Annotated in this window: 15 protein-coding genes; 6 read left to right on the forward strand and 9 right to left on the reverse strand. The window is 73.3% G+C overall.

Features of this window, described 5'->3' with window-relative positions; translation table 11 throughout:
- Positions 1-230 precede the first annotated feature (230 nt).
- Positions 231-1,436, forward strand: a complete 1,206-nt coding sequence (locus ACQB60_RS17920; RefSeq protein WP_496926978.1) for a S8 family peptidase — start codon at positions 231-233, stop codon at positions 1,434-1,436.
- Here the strand turns inward: ACQB60_RS17920 and ACQB60_RS17925 are convergent.
- From ACQB60_RS17925 to ACQB60_RS17950, 6 genes are all read right to left on the reverse strand, one after another.
- Complete coding sequence (locus tag ACQB60_RS17925; protein WP_496926979.1) at positions 1,429-2,724, reverse strand: MFS transporter; 1,296 nt, start codon at positions 2,722-2,724, stop codon at positions 1,429-1,431. The two genes, ACQB60_RS17920 and ACQB60_RS17925, sit on opposite strands and share 8 nt — an antisense overlap.
- 5 nt (positions 2,725-2,729) lie before the next feature.
- Positions 2,730-4,163, reverse strand: coding sequence for a CitMHS family transporter (locus tag ACQB60_RS17930; RefSeq protein WP_496926980.1), 1,434 nt, complete (start codon positions 4,161-4,163; stop codon positions 2,730-2,732).
- A 164-nt stretch (positions 4,164-4,327) separates the two neighbouring features.
- Entirely contained in the window at positions 4,328-4,627 is a 300-nt protein-coding gene (locus ACQB60_RS17935) for a hypothetical protein (protein WP_496926981.1), read from the reverse strand.
- A gap of 139 nt (positions 4,628-4,766) precedes the next feature.
- The gene (locus ACQB60_RS17940; RefSeq protein ID WP_496926982.1) at positions 4,767-10,304 is read right to left on the reverse strand and encodes a caspase family protein; all 5,538 of its coding nucleotides are present in this window, start codon (positions 10,302-10,304) and stop codon (positions 4,767-4,769) included.
- Positions 10,279-11,142 (reverse strand): hypothetical protein, encoded by an 864-nt coding sequence (locus ACQB60_RS17945; protein WP_496926983.1) that lies wholly within the window; start codon positions 11,140-11,142, stop codon positions 10,279-10,281. The genes ACQB60_RS17940 and ACQB60_RS17945 overlap by 26 nt, the downstream gene beginning before the upstream one ends.
- Positions 11,143-11,207: 65 nt before the next feature.
- On the reverse strand, positions 11,208-11,864 hold the full coding sequence (locus tag ACQB60_RS17950) for a TetR/AcrR family transcriptional regulator (RefSeq protein WP_496926984.1): 657 nt from the start codon (positions 11,862-11,864) through the stop codon (positions 11,208-11,210).
- 121 nt (positions 11,865-11,985) lie between these two features.
- On the opposite strand from ACQB60_RS17950, the gene hmgA reads away from it, so the two are divergent.
- From hmgA to ACQB60_RS17965, 3 genes are all read left to right on the forward strand, one after another.
- Positions 11,986-13,320 carry a homogentisate 1,2-dioxygenase gene (gene hmgA / locus ACQB60_RS17955; RefSeq protein ID WP_496926985.1) on the forward strand — a complete coding sequence of 445 codons (1,335 nt, stop codon included), beginning with the start codon at positions 11,986-11,988 and terminating at the stop codon, positions 13,318-13,320.
- 75 nt (positions 13,321-13,395) lie between these two features.
- Positions 13,396-14,145, forward strand: coding sequence for a GntR family transcriptional regulator (locus tag ACQB60_RS17960; RefSeq protein WP_496926986.1), 750 nt, complete (start codon positions 13,396-13,398; stop codon positions 14,143-14,145).
- A gap of 52 nt (positions 14,146-14,197) precedes the next feature.
- Positions 14,198-15,403 (forward strand): type ISP restriction/modification enzyme, encoded by a 1,206-nt coding sequence (locus ACQB60_RS17965; protein WP_496926987.1) that lies wholly within the window; start codon positions 14,198-14,200, stop codon positions 15,401-15,403.
- A 19-nt stretch (positions 15,404-15,422) separates the two neighbouring features.
- Here ACQB60_RS17965 and ACQB60_RS17970 read toward each other — a convergent pair whose 3' ends face one another.
- A complete protein-coding gene (locus tag ACQB60_RS17970) occupies positions 15,423-15,824 on the reverse strand; it encodes an SgcJ/EcaC family oxidoreductase (protein WP_496926988.1) in 402 nt (133 codons plus the stop codon).
- A 68-nt stretch (positions 15,825-15,892) separates the two neighbouring features.
- Complete coding sequence (locus ACQB60_RS17975) at positions 15,893-16,603, reverse strand: TetR/AcrR family transcriptional regulator C-terminal domain-containing protein (protein WP_496926989.1); 711 nt, start codon at positions 16,601-16,603, stop codon at positions 15,893-15,895.
- A gap of 63 nt (positions 16,604-16,666) precedes the next feature.
- Here ACQB60_RS17975 and ACQB60_RS17980 point away from each other — a divergent pair, with 63 nt between their 5' ends.
- Both ACQB60_RS17980 and ACQB60_RS17985 read left to right on the forward strand, forming a co-directional pair.
- Positions 16,667-17,635 (forward strand): ATP-binding cassette domain-containing protein, encoded by a 969-nt coding sequence (locus tag ACQB60_RS17980; RefSeq protein ID WP_496926990.1) that lies wholly within the window; start codon positions 16,667-16,669, stop codon positions 17,633-17,635.
- Entirely contained in the window at positions 17,632-18,417 is a 786-nt protein-coding gene (locus tag ACQB60_RS17985) for an ABC transporter permease (RefSeq protein WP_496926991.1), read from the forward strand. The genes ACQB60_RS17980 and ACQB60_RS17985 overlap by 4 nt, the downstream gene beginning before the upstream one ends.
- Positions 18,418-18,554: 137 nt before the next feature.
- Here ACQB60_RS17985 and ACQB60_RS17990 read toward each other — a convergent pair whose 3' ends face one another.
- Positions 18,555-18,824, reverse strand: a complete 270-nt coding sequence (locus ACQB60_RS17990; protein WP_384845553.1) for a hypothetical protein — start codon at positions 18,822-18,824, stop codon at positions 18,555-18,557.
- Positions 18,825-18,885 lie beyond the last annotated feature (61 nt).

An 18,885-nucleotide genomic window follows, 5' to 3' on the forward strand; every position in this document is an offset into this window, starting at 1 on the left:
CTTCTCCGCCGATGACCTTCCCCTGCGCGCCCCCGCCATCCCTCACGGGCGAGGCCACCGGCACGCTTCGGCCAACTGCCTTTCGTGCCGGGAGAGTTGCTGCTTCATGTCGTACACATGTCAATACATCGACTCTCTTGATCTCTGCCCCGCGGCCCGGCCACGCTGCTGATCGCGACGGGAGCGACACTCACCGCTCCCCCCCCCATCTCTGAGGAGGATCCCTCTCCATGGCCGTGCTCCGCAGCAAGAAGACCCTGATCGCCGCGGCGGTCTCCACCGCCGCTCTCGTCGGCGCCCTGTCCGCCCTGCCCGCCCAGGCCGCCCCGGCGACGGGCACCGTGGCCGGCGCCGGGTCCGCCGACGCCGTACCGGGCAGCTACATCGTCACGCTGAAGAAGTCGGAAGGCGTCAAGGCCGCCTCGAGCCAGGGCAAGGATCTGATAGCCGGGCACGGCGGGAAGGTCACCAGGACCTTCACGGCGGCCCTCAACGGCTATGCGGCGCAGCTGAGTTCACAGGAGGCACAGAGACTCGCCGCCGATCCGGCCGTCGCCTCCGTCGAGCAGAACCGGCGCGTGCACGTCGACGCGACGCAGTCCAACGCCCCCTGGGGCCTGGACCGCATCGACCAGCCGAAGCTGCCGCTGAACAAGACCTACACCTACCCGGACAGCGCGGGCTCGGGCGTGACCGCGTACGTCATCGACACGGGCGTGCGCATCACCCACAAGGAGATCAGCGGCCACGCCGTCAACGGCTACGACTCGGTGGACGGCGACACCACCGCCCAGGACGGCAACGGCCACGGCACGCACGTCGCCACGACCATCGCGGGCAAGACCTACGGCGTCGCCAAGAAGGCGAAGGTCGTGGCCGTCCGCGTGCTGGACGACAACGGCTCCGGCACCACCGCCGGGGTCGTCGCGGGCATCGACTGGGTGACCAAGAACCACGCGGCGGGCGCCCCGGCCGTGGCCAACCTGTCGCTCGGCGGCTCCGCCTCCACCGCGCTCGACAACGCGGTGAAGAACTCCATCGCCGACGGCGTCACCTACGCGGTGGCCGCGGGCAACGAGGGCACCGACGCCAAGAGCTTCTCCCCCGCCCGGGTCGGTCCCGCCCTCACGGTCGGCGCCACCGACAACACCGACGCCAGGACCAGCTGGTCCAACTACGGTTCGGTCCTGGACGTCTTCGCACCCGGCGCCAACATCACGGCGGGCTGGAACACCAGCGACACGGCCACCAACACCATCTCCGGTACGTCGATGGCCACTCCGCACGTGGCGGGCGCCGCCGCGGTCTACCTGGCGGGCCACAAGTCGGCCACGCCCGCGCAGGTCGCCACGGCCCTGAAGAACGGCGCCAGCGCGGGCGTCGTGAAGAGCCCGGGCACCGGCTCACCGAACAAGCTGCTCAACATCGTCAAGTGACGCCTCTGTCGGCGTCGTTGCGCTGACGGCCGGTCGATCCGGCGGGCTCCCGGGGGTGGTCGCCGCCTCCGGGAGTCTCCGCGCCTCCGGAAGCCTCCGCCCGGCTGCGCCCGCGCACGCCAAGACCCGCCGCCGCGAGCAGCAGCCCGCCCAGCATCACGAACGGCGCCGCCACCCCCGCGACCCCCGCGATCAGACCCGCCGACGCGGGGGCCGCGACCTGGCCGAGGCGGTTGCCGGTCAGGCGCAGGGCGAGGGCGGTGGAGCGGGCCTCGGGCGGGGCCGCCTGGACCACCGTCGTCATCGACAGGGGCTGGCCGACGCCCAGGCAGAAGCCGAGCAGGACCAGCATCAGCCCCAGCGCCCACACCGGCACGGGCAGCGCGATCCCGGCGCAGAGGAACGCGGCGAGCGCGCACGTCACGACGATCAGGGCGCCCCGGCCCAGCAGGTTGATCAGCGGCGTCATCACGAGGCGGCACGCGATGGTCGCCCCCGCGCGCAGGCTCAGGAGCAGCCCGATCACCGACGGCGCGATGCCCCGGTGCTCGCCGACCACCGGCAGGTACGCGGTGAGGATGTCGGTGGCCGAGAGCACCGCGAGGCTGATGAAGATGCCCGCGGGCACCCCCCGGGCGCGCAGGATGCGGTGGACCGGGACCTTGCCGCCCTCGGGACGGCGCGCCCCGCCCTCCGTACGGCGCTCGATGCGCCACAGCGAGGTGAAGGAGACCGCGGCGACGGCCGCCGACACGAGCAGGGCGAGGGCGCTGGTGCGCGCCATGCCGCCGCCACCGGGTCCGCCGATGAGGGCGCCCGCGGCGATCGGTCCGACGAGCTGGCCGAGCGAGGCGCCGATGGTGAAGTGGCCGAAGTTGCGGTCCTGTTCGGCGGGGGCGGACTGGCGGGCCACGATCGACTGGGCGCCGATCACGAAGCAGAGGTGGCCGAGGCCCATCACCCCGCTCCACGCGGCCATCGCGGCGAGGGAGTCCGCGGTGCCGCTGAGGGCGCAGCCGCCGGAGATCAGCACGACACCCGCGGGGAGCAGCGGCGCGCACCTGCCGTGGTCCGTCCTGCGGCCGAGGGGGACGGCGGCGAACAGGGGCAGCAGCGCGTAGACGCCCGCGATGACGCCGACCGCCCGCTCGTCGGCGCCCAGGGCGAGGGCCCGGTAGGAGACGGCGGGCCGCGCCATCGACACCGCCCCCTGCGCGAAGCTGAAGGCGATGACGAGGCGGAGCAGCCAGCCCCTGCCACCGGGCCCTGCTGGAGCGGGAGTTGCCATGGGGGTCAGATGATCCCGAAGAGCAGGCCCGCGCAGAGGATCACGAGCGAGGTGAGCGCGGCCCACTTCACGGTGAACTTGGTGTGGTCGCCGAACTCGACCTTCGCCATGCCGACGAGGACGTAGACGGCGGGCACCAGCGGGCTGGACATGTGCAGCGGCTGGCCGATGAGGGAGGCTCGGGCGATCTCCAGGGAGGAGACGCCGTGCGCCTGGCCCGCCTCGGCGAGGACCGGCAGGACGCCGAAGTAGAAGCCGTCGTTCGACATGAAGTACGTGAGCGGGATGGACAGGACGCCGGTGACGATCGCCATGTGCGGGCCCATCGAGTTCGGCACGACGTCGACGAGCCACTTGGCCATGTGGTCGACCATGCCGGTGCCCTGGAGGACGCCGGTGAAGACGGCGGCGGCGAAGACCATGCCGGAGACGTTCAGGACGTTGTCGGCGTGCGCGGCGATGCGCTCCTTCTGCTCCTTCATCTGCGGGAAGTTGACCGTGAGGGCCAGGGCCGCGCCGAGGATGAAGAGGACCGGGATGGGCAGCCACTCCATGATCATCGCGGTGAGCAGGGAGACCGTGAGGAGCGCGTTGAACCAGTAGAGCCTGGGGCGCAGGGTGGCGCGGTCCGGGTCGAGGCCCTGGAAGCCCTCGTCGTCGTCCTCGGCGTCCGCGTCGGCGCCCGGACCGGCGCTTCCCGTGGCCTTGTTCGTGCGGCCGTCCGCCGTCCGCGTACGGTCGTCGCCGCCCGCGCCGACGAGGACCTTCTCGTCGGAGGTCGCGGTCTCGGCGGCGGGAGACTCAAGGACCTCGTCGATGGAGAGGTAGCCGAGGCGCTTGCGCTCGCGGCGGCCGAGGACGTACGCGAGGGCGAAGACGCCGACCAGGCCGACGGCGAGCGCCGGGATCATCGGCACGAAGATGTCGCTGGCGTCGAGCTTGAGCGCGGTGGCGGCGCGGGCCGTGGGGCCGCCCCAGGGAAGGGTGTTCATGACGCCGTTGGCGGTGGCGGCCACACCGGTCATCACGATGAGGCTCATCTTGAGGCGCTTGTACAGGGGGTACATCGCCGAGACCGTGATCATGAAGGTGGTGGAGCCGTCGCCGTCGAGGGAGACGATCGCGGCGAGGACCGCGGTGCCGACGACGATGCGGACCGGGTCGGCCTTCGCGAAGCGCAGGATGCCGCGCACGATCGGGTCGAAGAGGCCGACGTCGATCATCACGCCGAAGTAGACGATCGCGAACATCAGCATCGCGGCGGTCGGCGCGAGATCGCCGATGCCCGCGATGACGTAGTCGCCGAGCTTGGCTCCCTTGCCCACCAGGACGCAGAAGAGAGCCGGGATGAGCACGAGCGCCGCGATCGGCGACACCTTCTTCATCATGATCAGCACCAGGAAGGTGGCGATCATGACGAATCCGAGGATCGTCAGCATGAGGGGGTTCCTATCGTTCGCCCTTGAACTGCCGCCCGGGGGTGGCGGTCAGCGAGACGTTAGGGCCCGTTCATCGGCGTTAACAAGATGTTGACGCGCGAGCAATAAGCGCAAAACTCCTGGTCAACGACGTACGACGGGGTGCGCCCTGCTGAGCTGAAGCCTCACGGCACGACGGCCGTGAGCTCCACCGGGAAGCCGTTGAGCACCGCCGTCCCGGAGAGCGGGTCGAGGAGCGTGCCGTCGAGGAGCTCGGGCATGTTGCGCATCCAGCTGTTGTCGGACCGCAGATGGCGGCGGTCGATCCCGTGGGGGTGGGCGAGGAGCCGCTCCAGGCCGATCCCGTCCTCCCGTGCACCGAAGCCGTCCCCGTACGGGCCGGTCACCCGGGAGCCCTCGACGGTGAGGGTGAGGCCGCAGGTGGCTTCGCAGAGTGGGCAGATGCGCAGGGCGGGGCGGGGCATGGTCACTCCCGGGACGGCGGGGCGGGCGCATGGGCGCTCCGGGCGCACCGACCGGTACGCATGGAGGGGAGGGGAGGGGAGCGTCGCGGCCAGTCCGCCGCTCGCCCTGTCGGCCGGTCCGTGGCCGGTCAGTTGCCGGTCAGTCGAAGAGGATCACGCCGTTGCGCGTGCCGACGGCGAGCTCGCCGTGCGGACCCGCGGCCAACGCGGTGCACCGGGAGGGGAGTTCGAGCTGGTACCGGAACCGTGCGTCGCGGAATCCGACCACGGCGAGGCTGGTGCCGCCCGCGACCGCGAAGGCTTCCTTGCCCGGGAGCACGCAGGCGAAGGCGGCGTTCCGCAGGGCGTACCCGCGCAGGCGGGTCAGACCGACGGCGCGTTCCGGGCGCCGCAGCAGCCGGCGCACCCACAGGGCGCGGTGGCGTGTGGACCGCCCCCCGGGACGCCCGAAGTCCCGGAGCAGGGCGGCGAGGGGCACCGTGGCGACGAAGTCACGGTCGATCAGCAGGAGTTCGGGGCCCCCGGTTCCGTCCAGCGCGAAGACGTCGAGCAGGTGCCGCGCATCGAGCCGCGTCCAGCGCCCCGTGGCGGCGTCAAGGACCCGTACCGGCTGTTCGGGCTCGCGTACGAAGACGAACAGCCTGCCGCCGCAGCGCACCGCCCGGAACGCCCCGAACTCCCTGTCCCCCACGGCCGGCGCCAACGGCTGGTCGAGGAGCGGGCCGTCGGCCACGTCGTGGACGGCCAGGCGCAGTTCCCGCACGTCGTCCCACCGCCGTTCGCCGCTGTTCCACAGGGTCTTGATCGGCGCGGCGTTCCAGACGTCCAGCGAGAGCAGCGACTGGGCACCACCCTCCTCCTCGAGGACGGCCAGGCGCGCGGTCGCGCTTCCGCTGTGCGGGACGGGGGTGATCAGGGGTGTGCCCGCCGAGCGGAGCGCCGCCCCCGGCCCGAAGTCCCAGTACTCCAGCAGGCCCCACCGGCTGCGGGCGAACAGCAGGGGTCTCGGGGCACGGTCCGGTGAGCGCCAGTTGACGGTGCGCAGTTCGCGTACGCCGCTGCCGCAGCGGGGCCGCAGCCGCCGGGTCAGGTCACCGAACTCCGCGTCGCGGACCATCAGTGCGCCTTCGCCGCCCGCCACCACCGCGGTCCGCCCCCGTGTCTCGACTGTCGCGAGGGCGGAGACCGGGCGTGCCACGTCGAACGCCTCCGCCAGGACCCATCCCCCTCCGCTCCGGTCCTGCGTGGCCCGCAGCCGCCATACCTGGCCGTCGTAGTCGCCGCAGAGCAGACCCGCGCGCCGCGGGCCCTCCCCCGGAGCGGGCTCCGGGCCGGGTTCCGGGCCGAACGAGACGACGGGCATGGGCATCCGGCGTTCCCATCCGTCGCGATGGGAGACCAGGCGGTGGTCCGTGCCGGAGCTGACCAGGCGGGGCCCGCCCGGCGCGGCGACCAGGGCGAGGGCGCACACCTGGCCGCGGTGCGCCCGGCGCGGACCGCCGAGCGGATGGCACCCGGGCAGCGACCACTCCCGCAGCGTGCCGTCGTCGCCACCCGCGACCAGGCGTCCGGAGCCGTCGGGCGCCAGGGCCAGGGCCGTCGTCCACTGCGGTACGTCGGGTGCGGGCCCCTGGGCGTACATCCGGTCGCCGGCCACGTCCCAGCAGGAGAGGCGGCCCAGGGCTGTGGCGGCCACGACGACGTCCCGGTCGCCCACGCGTCCGGTGGTCAGCGCGGTGACGGGCTCCGGCAGGGTGAACTCCCGCTCGGCTACGGGCAGTCCGCCGCGCAGGGTCAGGACGCGGACCCGGCCGCCGTGCTCACCCGTGGCCACCACGTCCCGGCCGCCCACCGTGTGCCCGACCGTCGCGCAGGCGATGCGCGCGGAGGTCCACACGCCCTGATCCATGATCCTCCGGCGCCACAGCTCGTGCGGCCGTGCCACCTCCCAGCAGCGGAGCTCACCGTCGCGGCCGACGGAGACCAGGGCGGGTGGCGCGCCGGGCGGACCGTGGATCTCGCCGAGCGCGAGGACCGCACCGTCGTGCGCGTTCAACTGGACCGAGTCGGCGACCTGCGCGGTGGGCCAGAACCGCACGACTCCGTCGGAACCCCCCACGCACACCGTGCCGTTCACCGCCTGGACCGCGTTCGCCTCGTGCCGCTGGTCCTGGCCTCCGACCCGGTCGCCGGTCACGAGGTCGTACAACTGCAGTCCGCGCGCGTCCCCTTGGACCGAGACGCAGCTGACGACGCCGAGTTCGAAGACGGCGAGCCGCACTGCCTTTCCCCCGCCGACACGCAGGGGCAGCCCGATGGGGCGGCCACTGTCGAGATCGATCCGGTGCAACTGCCCACGGGTGGTGGCCACGGCGACGATCCACTGCCGGCCGACCCGGCGCACGGCGAGGGCGGCCACCTCACCGGCGTCCGCCAGGAGGGTGCGTACGGGCTCGCGCGCGGTCAGCGAGGTGAGCCGTACGGTGCCGTCCTCGCCCGCGGTGACGAGCAGGCGGCCCTGCGGGTGTCCCGCGACCAGATCGATGAGGGTGACGGGCCCTTCGTGGCCGGTGGCCGTCCCCGTGCCGCTGTCGCTCTGGCCCACGGTGCCGTCGCCGTAACCGAAGAGCAGGCTCCCCGCGGGGAGGCCGAGGGGCGCCGCACACGCGGTGACGGGCAGGGCGGCCGAAGTGCCCTGGACCGGCCCGAACACGCCGGTCAGCTGCGCGGCGCGCTGCTCGGCGAGGTCCTGCCACTCCTCGATCGCGACGTCCGACAGGGCGCGGCGCTGCGCCCGGGTGAGCGGCTGGTACACGCGCTCGCTCCCCAGCTTGTAGACGAGCACGACGCCGCCGCGGAAGCGCAGCACGGCAGCGGCCGGCTCGCCACGGTCGCCCGCGAGGACGAGTACTTGTTCCGGGCCCTGGACGGGGCGCCTGTCGGGTTCGAAGTCGAGCCCCTCGGCCGGTGGCAGCATCCAGATCGATGTGGTGCGGGCCCCGGGCAGCCAGAAGCGGAGCAGGCGCACATGCTCGCTCCACCCCAGCCAGCGGTTGCGCGGCTCCCTGCGCTGGTCGGGCGACAACAGCGCCGCACAGGAAGGGAGCTGGGGCGGAGCCGTCCAGGTCTGCCCCCACAGCTCTTCACCGAGGAGCTCCGTGACATCCGTCCACAGACCGGTCTCCAGGTCCCACAGCGCCTGCCCGCCGCGCCAGGGCGCCATCTCCAGATACTCCGCCCCCTCCCCCGGCGGCCTCGGCACCACCACACCCCAGCCCACCCGGCAGGCAAGCCCCTCGTACCGGCGCGACCCCTCGTGCGGATTCCACGCCGCCCACCGCGCCCGCCACGGCAGCGCCTCCTGTCCCGGGCCGTGCCCCACGTCGCACGAGTCGGCCAGCGCCCGGGCCTTGCGGCACACGGCGGCGAGCCGCAGCCGGGCCCGCCCCTCGGGGTCCGCGCCGCACCCTCCCCGCGCGCGCAGCATCCCTTCCAGGTCGCGCAGCGCCTGACCCGCCCGCCGCCCGTCCGCCGTGCGCAGCCGGGGCAGCGCGGCCAGGAGCTGGCCCGGGTCGGAGGTGAGGACGAACCGCGCGCTCTGCACCAGCGGATCGAGCACGCCGCCCTCACCGGCGTGCAGCGCCAAGTACCGGCGTACGTAGGGGTGGTCGAGCTCACGGAGGACCCGCGTGACCGCCCGCTGGACGTGCGCGGCCTCGTGCCCCTCCCGCAGGTACTCGATGAGCGCCCGGTGGTAGACGCGGTACACCGAGCCCTCGTCCTCGACGCTCTCGACGACGTACGAACCCGCGGCCTGGCGCAGCCACACGACGTCCTCGTCACCGTAGTCACGGCCGCTGAGCACCGAGGCCAGTCGTGGCCACACGCCCGCCCAGGGCAGGCCCGCGCCCTGGGCGAAGGCGAGGGGGAGCAGCAGGTCGCGGGCGCGGCCGGCGAGGGGGCCGAGGCGCTGGTCCAGGTCGCGTTCCATCGCCTCGCCCGGCAGGCGCGGGAGCTCGTCGCGCCAGCGCTGGTCGTGCGGGTCGGGCACCCGCGTGTCCCGGGCGATGGTTCGGGCGGTGATGCGGGCGACCAGGAAGGAGCGGCCCGCGGCCTCGGCAACGGCCCCGGCGATGGCGTCCACCAGGCGGGGGTCGGCCGGGGCGAGCACGGAGCCGGGGACGGTGAGGAGCTTGCGGACGTAGGCGCGGACGGCGTCCGGGTCGCCGTAGCGGTCGTCGTCGAGGTTGACGCGCCGGGCAGCGGCGGACAGCCGTCCCGCGACGTGCGGGCGGGCGCCGATCAACAGCCTGAGGGGAAGCCGGCGTTCGGGGTCGGTGAGCGGGGTGAGGAGTTCCTCGACGGCCTCCTGCGGGGCGAGCGCCTCGTCGAGGGAGTCGATGAGGACGACGAGGGGTTCGGTCCGGGTCTGCAGCTGCGCGGTGAGCGCGCCGAGTGATTCGGCGGCGCAGCCGGCGGCCGCGGCCAGGGCGTCGAGGAGCTGTCTGGTCGACTTGTGGCTGGCGTTGACGGGAACGTCGACGTCGCCCGGTTCCGGCAGGGTCCGCGGGAGCCCGGCGCGGGGCACGGCCGCCGCCCGGTCGGGGTCGGTGAGCACGGCGACCATGCCGAGGAGCGAGGATTTGCCCGAGCCGGGGTCACCGGTCACCACGCACAGCCGCTCGGCCTCCCGCTGCGGGGCGAGCCAGGCGGTGAGGTCGGCGAGGGCCCGGTGCCGTCCGGTGAAGTCCCAGACCTCCTCGGTGGGCAGGTCGGTGCCGCGGGCACGGGGCAGGAAGAATCCGGTCAACTCCCGTTCCCTGGCGAGTCGTTCACGGGAGCCGAGGGCGACGATGGTGTCGATCTCCTCCAGCTTGAGGCCGTCCGCCTCGGGGAGGTGGCGCGGGTTGGGCAGAAAGGCCGGGATGCCCGCGGTGGCGTGCGTGAGCGACCACACGGGCCGCTGCGCAGGCGGCACTTCGGGGTCGCCGGCGATGGCGGCCATGACGTGTTCGAGGCTGATGTGGGCGGGGGCGTGCCCGGCGGTGGCCCGGCGGCGCACGGCCCGGTCGAAGGCCGCCGGGAGCACGCCCGTGTACGTCTCCTCCTTGCGCCGGGAGGAGGCGACGAGGACGAGCCCGGTGCTGCCGTGGTCGGTGACGGGTTCGCGGAAGTGCCGCGCCTCCAGTGCGGCGCGCAGGGCCTTGTCGGTGCCTTCCTCGGAGTAGCAGGCGTCGAGCAGGACGAGGAGCCGCTCGATGGCGGTGTCCTCCCACAGCCCGCCGACGAGGTCCTCGGTGCGCAGGGCCGTTCCGGCCGGGTCGCGGGCGTCGCTGTCGGCGGTCAGGAGGTAGTGGCGGCCGCTGTGTTCGGCTGTGATTCCGTGGGCGGCGAAGTAGAGGACCACGTAGTCGTCGGGGCGGCGCTCGGGTGCGGTGGCGAACGCCCGCAGGGACTTGGCGAGTTGCTCGCGGCTGGGGTCGAGGGGCAGGTCGGCGCCCTTGCGGAAGCCGAGTTCGCCGAGGAAGAGCCGCTCCATGCGGTGCACGTCGTCGGCGAGTTCGGGGCGGCGCGCCTCGGGGTGGGCGGCCACGTCCGTGACGGCGGTGGCGAGCAGGAAGCGGCGCCCCTCGGGGGCGGCGCCCGGCCGCTCAGCCGGGTCCCGCGCCGAGTCCACCGGCCACCGCCAGGCCCGCTTCAGGGGTGTTGAGGTAGCGCGTCGCGTCGTGTGCCCGTGCGCCGTTGTGCACGAGATGCCCGGCGACCCGCTTCCCGAACAGCGGCCCGAGGTCCTTCACCAGCGCGACGACGTCCCCCGCGTCGGCGATGTTCGTCCATCGCTCCACGCCACCGGGCCAGCCGCCGGGCTTGCCGCCCTCCCCCGCGTACAGCCGGTCGAAGACCAGGTTGCGGATGCCGAGGGGTGAGCCGAGGGTCAGCAGGGTGCGCACCGGCCACTCGGGGTGGGCGCACAGGGCTTCGTAGGCGACGACGCTGCCCAGGGAGTGCCCGATGACGACGCGCGTGCGGTCGGTGACGGTGTCCTCGACCACGCGCCGCACGGAGCCCCGCACCGCGGGATCGCACAGGTAGGCGCGGACCTGCTTGAGGTCGAGGACGAGGGAGCGCAGGGCGACGTCGGCGAAGAACCGTGAGCGGCTGAGGGCGGCGAGGGCGCGCTGCACCGGGCGCGGGGTGCGGGCGAGGGTCCGGTCGCCGGGCCCCGCCACGGCCTCGTCGGTGCGCGCGGCCTCCGCCCACAGGGCGAGGAGCAGCTCCGTCTCGTAGCCGTCGGCGACGTCCGAGGCGTCGAGGGGCGGATCCAGCACGGACAGGGTGCGGCCCGGCGGCCGGAAGAGGTGGCCGTAGAAGGCACAGCTGAGGTCGTCCGCAACGAGCGGTGGCGCCTGCGCCCTGGTCAGGCCGTCGCTCAGGGCGGTGTACCAGGAGGCGAGCAACTCCTGCTCTCCCGCGTACTGCTGGCCGATTCCGTGCACACAGACCACCTGAGCCATGACACCCCCTCACGCCGCCCCAGGGTTCAGTTCACCCCGGCAACGGACCGCCGTCCAGGGGCTGTTCAGTCCAGCGTCCGCGCCATGTAGGCCCGCAGGAGCTGACGGGCCTCCTCGATCAGATCAGGACGCCCCGACTCGTCGGTGCGGAAGGCCAGTTGGAGGACGGCGTCGACGGCCTCCACGCCGACGAGGAGGGTGCGGCGCAGCGTCGCGTCCACGGGGCGGCCGAGGTGGCCGCCGAGCAGGGCCGCGAGGCGCTCGGCGACGTGCGAGTTGGCGTCGGGCATGTCCTCGGGGACCGAGGGGATGCCGAAGTCGACCAGGCCGAAGCCGGGCACGGTCCGCTTCATGGCGAGGTACTCGTCGAAGGCGGCGTCCACGGCGCCGCGCCAGTCGCCGACGGGCACGTCGGCCATGCGCGCGGTGATCCGCTGGGCGTACTGGTCGAGGTTGCGGTGGGCGAGCGCGTCCGCCATCGCGCGCTTGTTGCCGAAGAAGCGGTAGACGGAGCCGATGGGCACGTCGGCGCGCTGGGCCACGGCCCGGGTGCTCAGGCCCTCGTAGCCGACCTCGTCCAGGAGGGCGGCGCAGGCGTCGAGGATCCGGGCGAGCCGGTCGGCGCTGCGCTGCTGGATCGGGGCGCGGCGCAGGGCGGCGGCGGGCAGCGCGTCCGGGGCGGGGTGGGTCGTGGAGCTCTGGGCGTCGTCGCGGTGGGGCATCACCCGGAGAGTAGAGCACCGTTCACATTCTTGTGATCCCTCTTGCGGACGGAAACCGCGAATCCTACGGTAAGGCATAGGAATCAAACAGAATCCTGGACGAGGCAGCCGAGGAGCGACCATGAGCGGGGATCAGACAGTGAGCACCGATCAGAGCCGGAAGACCGCGGCAGCCCTGGAATACCTCTCCGGATTCGGCAACGAGCACGGCTCGGAGGCCGTTCCCGGCGCGCTGCCGCACGGCCGCAACTCCCCCCAGCGCGCCCCCCTCGGCCTGTACGCGGAGCAGCTGAGCGGCAGCGCCTTCACCGAGCCCCGGGCGCACAACCGCCGCTCGTGGCTGTACCGGATCCGCCCCTCCGCGGCCCACCCGAAGTTCGAGCGGACCGACAACGGCGCTCTCCGCACGGCCCCCTTCACCGAAACCGTGCCCGACCCCAACCGGCTGCGCTGGAACCCGCTCCCGGAGCCCGCGCCCGGCACGGACTGGCTGGCGGGCCTGTGGACGCTCGGCGGCAACGGCGACGCGACGCAGCGCACCGGCATGGCCGTGCACCTCTACCACGCCAACTCCTCGATGACGGACCGGGTGTTCAGCGACGCGGACGGCGAACTGCTCATCGTGCCCGAGCGCGGCGGCCTGCTGCTCCGCACCGAACTGGGCCTGCTCGCCGTCGAGCCGAGCCAGGTGGCGCTGATCCCGCGCGGCGTCCGCTTCCGCGTGGAGCTCCTGGACGAGAGCGCGCGCGGGTACGTGTGCGAGAACTACGGCGCCCCGTTCCAGCTCCCCGACCTCGGCCCGATCGGCGCCAACGGCCTCGCCAACGCACGGGACTTCAAGGCCCCGGTCGCCGCGTACGAGGAGACCGAGGGCTCCGTCGAGGTGGTCAACAAGTTCTGCGGCAACCTCTGGAAGGCGACCTACGACCACTCGCCGCTGGACGTCGTCGCCTGGCACGGCAACCACGTCCCGTACGTGTACGACCTGCGGCGCTTCAACGTCATCGGCACGATCTCGTACGACCACCCGGACCCGTCGATCTTCACGGTGCTCACCTCGCCCTCCGACACCCCGGGTCTCGCGGGCGTCGACTTCGTCGTGTTCGCGCCGCGCTGGCTGGTGGGCGAGGACACCTTCCGGCCGCCGTACTTCCATCGGAACGTGATGAGCGAGTACATGGGCCTGATCGAGGGCGCCTACGACGCGAAGGCGGAGGGCTTCGTGCCCGGCGGCGGGTCCCTCCACAACATGATGTCGGCGCACGGCCCGGACCGGGACACCTTCGAGAAGGCGAGCGCCGCCGAGCTGAAGCCGCAGAAGATCGACGACGGCCTTGCCTTCATGTTCGAGACGCGCTGGCCGGTCACCGCCACCGAACAGGCCGCCGGAGCGGACCATCTGCAGCGTGGGTACGACGATGTGTGGGAAGGTCTCCAGCGTCATTTCCGGCCGTAACAGGCCACACTCCGGCCCCAACCGGCCGGAATCAGGCCGCTTTCAGGTGGCGAGACAGAGCAACTCGGAGCAGTCGTGACCGCTTTCGCCCCGGACTCGATCGTCCTGAACCGCAAGCTGCCGCTGTGGTACCAGGTGTCGCAGTCGCTGCGCGCGTCCATCCTGGGCCGCGCGGCCGACGCCCCGCTGCGCCTGCCCACCGAGGAACAGCTGGCGGGGCACTACGGGGTGAGCGTGCTCACCATGCGCCAGGCCCTCAAGGAGCTGGAGGACGAGGGCCTGATCAGCAGACACCGGCGGCGCGGCACCTTCATCGAGCCGGGCGCCCGGCGGGGCGCCCCGGTCCGCCTGCTGGGCTCGGTCGACGCGATCGTGGCCCAGCAGTCGGGCATGAAGACCGAGCTGCTCGACCACGGCCGCGCGCCGGTGCCCGCCGAGATCGCCGAGCACTTCCCGGACGTGGCGGAGGTGGCCTCGTACCACCGGCTGCGCCGCGACGCGGAGACCGGCGAGCCGACCAACCACGCCCGCAACCACATACGCCCCGACCTCGCCGACCGCATCGACCTGGACGACCTGGTGCGCTGGCCGATGACGAAGGTCCTGCGGGATGTCGTGGGCGTCCGCATCAGCCGCATCACCGACACCGTCGAGGCCCGCCTCGCGGACCCGGAGACCGCCCGGCTCCTCGACGTGCCGCTGCTGAGCCCGATCCTGCACTACACGGGCATCACCTACGACGAGGAGGGCCGCGCCCTGGACGTGGCCCTCATCCACTACCGCGGCGACCGCTTCTCGTTCACGGTCACGCTCGACGCGACGTGACCGTCCCGGGCGCCCGGCACGACATGACAGCCCCCGCCCACCGCCACGTACCATGCCGACCGTGACGCACGACGAAGCGCCGCCGCTGGCGGACCTCATGCCGTGGTCGGTCGCACCGCTGCGGCCGGGCCGGGGGTGGCCGATGGCGCCGGACACCGCATCCCTGAAGGCCCGTTGGGACGCGTTCGTACGGGCCGACGCGGACGGCCGCGCCGCGCTCCTGCGCCCCACCCGCGCCCGCACTCCGCACACCGCCGTCGCCCAGCTCCCCGGCCACCGCGCAGGGACGGGGCCGCTGGCCGAGGCGTCGGGCCCCTGCCCCGAGCCGGTGCGGATCGCGCACGGCCCCTTCGACGAACAGTTCCTGATACCGGACCACCGCCTCATCGACGTGGCCCGCCCCGAGTTGTGGCGGGTCGCCGACGAGGCACAGCTCTTCCTCACCGAGCAGGGACACGTGCCCGGGGCCGCCGGGCCCGCCCTGCTCGCCTCCGGCGCCCTGCCCGACGGCCGCTCCCCCGCGGGCCGCCCGGGCCGCGTCCGCCCGCTGTTCCGCCGCCCCGGCGGCCACGAACCCAACGTCGCCCCCGGCCTGTTGGCCCACCTGTCCGCCGCGTACGGCACGGAGGTGGGCGCGGTGGACCTGCTGGCCTGGACGCTCGCGGCGGGCCGCGGATCGGCCGGCGGGTGCCGCGTCCCGCTGCCCGGGGACGCCGAACTGTGGCTGCGGGGCCTTGAGTTGGGCCGGTCGCTGCTGCGGCTGCACGTGCGCGGCGACGGCGAGCGCCCCAAGCTCCCCGGCGGCCGCCGCCCCTACGTCCGCGCCCCGCTCCCCGCGCGCCCCACCGAGCTGCGCTACGACCCGGACGAGGAAGCCCTGCTCGTGGGCGAGGAGGGCCGGATCTCCCCGGTGCCCCGCTCCGCCTGGGACTTCGAGGTCAGCGGGGTACGGGTCCTTGAACTGTGGTTCACGCGCCGGACCGAGGCGGCCGAGCCCGGCACCCTGGAGGCGATCCGCCCGAAGGCGTGGCCCCAGGAGTGGACGTCGGCACTCCTGGAGCTCATCACGGTGCTGGCCCTCGTCGCGGAACGGGACCCGGACCGCGAGGAGTTGAGCAAGGCGCTGGCGGACTCACGGCTCCCCGCCGAAGAGCTGCGCCGGGCGGGCGTGCTGCCCGTGCCCGCCGCGGCCCGGCGCCCCGCCTCCGTGCTCGACCACCACGAGGAGGGCCCCGGCGGCCAGTTCGCCCTCATCTGAGCCCGTCCGCCCCGAGCCGCTACTCCGCCCCGACCCCGGTGTTCTGGCAGGCGTGCAGCAGCCACCGCCCGTCGTCCCGCTTCGTCATGACGTACAGCGGCGCGCCCTCCGAGTCCCCCTCGATCGAGTGGTAGACCTGGCGGACCTTCACGGCGGCCACGTCGGGGCGGAGGAACTCGATGTGCGCCACGTCGTAGGTGACCGTCCCGGTCCCGTCCGAGGCGGGCAGCACGGCGCGGGTGAACGCGGCGATGGCGTCGAAGCCGATGAGGACCTTGCCGTGACCCGTGGTCCACAGGGCGTCCGGATGGAAGAGCGCGAGGAATCCCTCGGCGTCCTTGGCCCGCTGGGTGCGCTCGACGGCGGCGACGACGTCCTCGATGGCCTTGATGTCCGCGGCCGTGGCGGTTTCGGTGTTCATGCCGATGATCCTCCGACCTCAAGTCCGCTTGAGGTCAAGGGCGTTCATCAGGAACCTGCCGGTCACCGTCAGTCGGCGGCGAAGGAATCCAGCGTCCGCCCCAGCGCCCGCTCGAAGACGGCCTCCAGGTCGATCGGCCCGGAGTCCTCCTGGAACGCCGCCGCGAGCCGCGGATACCGCCCGCTGGCCACCTGCGCCCCCAAGTAGGCGCTGCGCACCGCGTGTTCCTGCTCCTCGCTCCACGGCAGCGAGCGGGTCCGCTCCGCCGTGGCCAGCTCGTTGGCGACGTACGTCGTCACCACGCTGGTCACGGAGGCGATGAGCTCCAGCTTCGCGCCGTAGGGCAGCTCCAGCGGGTCCAGACAGGCCAGGCAGTGCTCCAGGTAGCGCAGCGCGTTGGGGCTGAAGCCGTAGGCCGGGGACATCAGGCGGGGCAGCCACGGGTGCCGGTGCATCAGGGCGCGCGCCTGCCGGGCGAGGCCGAGGACGTCCGCGCGCCAGTCCCCGCTGGGCTCCTCGTACACGTACTCCGCGCTGACCTCGTCGACCATCAGCTCGTACAGGTCTTCCTTGCGCGGCACGTAGTTGTACAGCGACATCGTGCCCATGCCGAGTTCGCCCGCGACCTTGCGCATCGAGACCGCGTCGACGCCCTCCGCGTCGGCGACGCGCACGGCCGCGGCCGCGATGTCGGCCCTGCTGTGCGCGGGCCTCGGGCCACGGCCCGTGCGCTCGGGGCGCGCCCAGATCACTTCCGGTTCGGCCGCTCGGCCCGCCATGGATCATCACCTCGCGCACCATCCTAGTTACGTACACCGTACGTAGTGCGTTACGGTGGGGCCATGACTTCTACGTACGCTGTACTTAGTGAAGGTCTGGAGAAGCGCTTCGGCTCCGGCGACAAAGCCGTGCACGCCCTGCGCGGGTTCGATCTCGCCGTGCCCGAGGGCACCGTGTGCGGACTGCTCGGGCAGAACGGCGCGGGGAAGACGACGGCGGTACGCCTGCTGACGACCCTGCTGAAGCCGGACGGCGGGACGGCGCGCGTCGCCGGGCACGACGTCGCCACGCAGCCGCAGGCCGTGCGCCGCAACATCGGCGTCACGGGCCAGTACGCGTCCGTCGACGGCGACCTCACGGGCCGCGAGAACCTGCACCTGTTCGGGCGGCTGCTGCGGGCGCCGCGCGGGCGGGCCGACGAGCTCCTGGAGCGGTTCGACCTCACCGGCGCCGCCGACCGGCCCGCGCGCACCTACTCCGGCGGCATGCGGCGCCGCCTCGACCTCGCCTCCAGCCTGATCACCCGGCCCGCCGTCCTCTTCCTCGACGAACCGACCACCGGCCTCGACCCGCACAGCAGGAACGGCATCTGGGAGGCGGTGCGCGAGCTGGCCCGCGAGGGCAGCACCGTGCTGCTGACCACGCAGTACCTGGAGGAGGCCGACCGGCTCGCCGACGACGTCGTCCTCATCGACCACGGCCGCGTCGCCCACCACGGCACGCCCGCCGAGCTCAAGGCACAGATCGGCAGCTACGCGGAGGTCGTCGTCACCGAGGGGGCCGGGGAGCGCGCGCTGCACGCGGCGGCCATGGTCCTCGACCGGCTCACCGGAGCCCGGCCCGACGTCGACCAGGAGCGGCGGACCGCCGGCGCCGTCTGCCTCGACCCGGAACTGACGCTGCCCCGCCTGGTCCGCGAACTCGACGCGTCCGGCGTGCCGCTGGCCGACGCGAGCCTGCGCCCGCCCACCCTCGACGAGGTGTTCCTGCGCCTCACCGTCACCCCGAGCCCCACGGAGGCCGCCGCATGAGCACCGCGATCCTGTACGACGCCTCGGCCGTCCTCGGCCGCCACCTCCAGCGCGTCCGGCACGCCCCGGCGATCCTGATCATGACGCAGACGATGCCGATCGTGTTCCTGCTGTTCTTCGGGTACGTCTTCGGCGGCGCCCTCGCCATGCCGGGCTCCGACTACCGGGCCTACCTGGTGCCGGGCATGCTCGTCGCGACGGCCGCGAACGGCATCATGACCGGGATGTTCACGGCCGCCCAGGACGCGCACCGCGGCGTCATGGACCGCTTCCGCACCCTGCCGATGAGCCGCTCCGCGGTGCCGCTCGGACAGGCGGCCGCCGATCTGCTCACCACCGCGGTCGGGCTGATCCCGCTGGCGCTCGTGGGCCTGGCGATGGGCTGGCGGATCGACGGCGGGGTCGCGGGCGCCCTCGGAGCCTTCGGGCTGCTGCTCCTGCTCCGCTTCGCCACGACCTGGCTGGGCATCCTGCTGGGGCTCGCCTCGGAGAGCGAGGAGGCGGCGGGGCAGCTGGGCAGCGCCACGTTCATGCTGCCGCTGCTGTCGAACGCGTACATCCCCACGGACGGGATGCCGGGGTGGGTGCGGACGGTCGCCGAGTGGAATCCGATCAGTGCCGTCGCCACGGCGGCGCGGGACCTGTTCGGCAACGCTCCGGTGCCGCACGACGCGGCGTGGCCGGTGGCGCACCCGGTGGCCGGATCGCTCGCCTGGTGCGCGGTGCTGCTCGCACTGTGCGTGCCGCTGGCCGTCCGCCGGTACGGCGGCGGGGGCCGGTGACACCGCGCGCGTAGCGAGCCGGTGAGCTACGCGCGTAACGCGGGGCCAACTCCCTTGCGGGAAGGTCTGTTTCAGGGGGGAACGGGAACGGACGCCCTGGCCGGGTCAGGCCGACAGGAAGGCGCCCGCGCCCGGAACTAGCGGCTCCCGAAGAGGGAGCGGCGCAGCCTCCGCAGGGGAGCGAAGAGGGAGACCCGACGCACTCGGGCCCGCCGACCACCGCGGTCGTGCGCCACGTCCCGCGAGGTGAGCTCACGCATCAGCAGCGTCGCCTCGTGGGACTCACGCTGCGGGACGGCGGGGCCGCCCAGCACCGAGAGATGGCGGTCGAGGCGCGAACTGGTCGCACCACTCCCGCACGTGATCGCAGGGACCCTCGCCCTGCTGCGCACCGTTATCTGTTCCATGTCACTCCCCACCCGTACGAGGGCACCCGGCCCAGGGCAGGTTAACCCTATCGCCCCACCC

The sequence above is a fragment of the Streptomyces odontotermitis genome (assembly GCF_050510915.1).
Taxonomy (GTDB): Bacteria; Actinomycetota; Actinomycetes; order Streptomycetales; family Streptomycetaceae; genus Streptomyces.

Excerpts from the sequence above, each read along its gene's own strand:
- ACQB60_RS17950 (WP_496926984.1), bottom strand. The coding sequence starts at position 11,864 with ATGCCCCACCGCGACGACGCCCAGAGCTCCACGACCCACCCCGCCCCG.
- ACQB60_RS17975 (WP_496926989.1), bottom strand. The coding sequence starts at position 16,603 with ATGGCGGGCCGAGCGGCCGAACCGGAAGTGATCTGGGCGCGCCCCGAG.
- ACQB60_RS17935 (WP_496926981.1), bottom strand. The coding sequence starts at position 4,627 with ATGCCCCGCCCCGCCCTGCGCATCTGCCCACTCTGCGAAGCCACCTGC.
- ACQB60_RS17945 (WP_496926983.1), bottom strand. The coding sequence starts at position 11,142 with ATGGCTCAGGTGGTCTGTGTGCACGGAATCGGCCAGCAGTACGCGGGA.
- hmgA (WP_496926985.1), top strand. The coding sequence starts at position 11,986 with ATGAGCGGGGATCAGACAGTGAGCACCGATCAGAGCCGGAAGACCGCG.
- ACQB60_RS17990 (WP_384845553.1), bottom strand. The coding sequence starts at position 18,824 with ATGGAACAGATAACGGTGCGCAGCAGGGCGAGGGTCCCTGCGATCACG.
- ACQB60_RS17985 (WP_496926991.1), top strand. The coding sequence starts at position 17,632 with ATGAGCACCGCGATCCTGTACGACGCCTCGGCCGTCCTCGGCCGCCAC.
- ACQB60_RS17980 (WP_496926990.1), top strand. The coding sequence starts at position 16,667 with ATGACTTCTACGTACGCTGTACTTAGTGAAGGTCTGGAGAAGCGCTTC.
- ACQB60_RS17965 (WP_496926987.1), top strand. The coding sequence starts at position 14,198 with ATGCCGACCGTGACGCACGACGAAGCGCCGCCGCTGGCGGACCTCATG.
- ACQB60_RS17970 (WP_496926988.1), bottom strand. The coding sequence starts at position 15,824 with ATGAACACCGAAACCGCCACGGCCGCGGACATCAAGGCCATCGAGGAC.
- ACQB60_RS17930 (WP_496926980.1), bottom strand. The coding sequence starts at position 4,163 with ATGCTGACGATCCTCGGATTCGTCATGATCGCCACCTTCCTGGTGCTG.
- ACQB60_RS17925 (WP_496926979.1), bottom strand. The coding sequence starts at position 2,724 with ATGGCAACTCCCGCTCCAGCAGGGCCCGGTGGCAGGGGCTGGCTGCTC.
- ACQB60_RS17920 (WP_496926978.1), top strand. The coding sequence starts at position 231 with ATGGCCGTGCTCCGCAGCAAGAAGACCCTGATCGCCGCGGCGGTCTCC.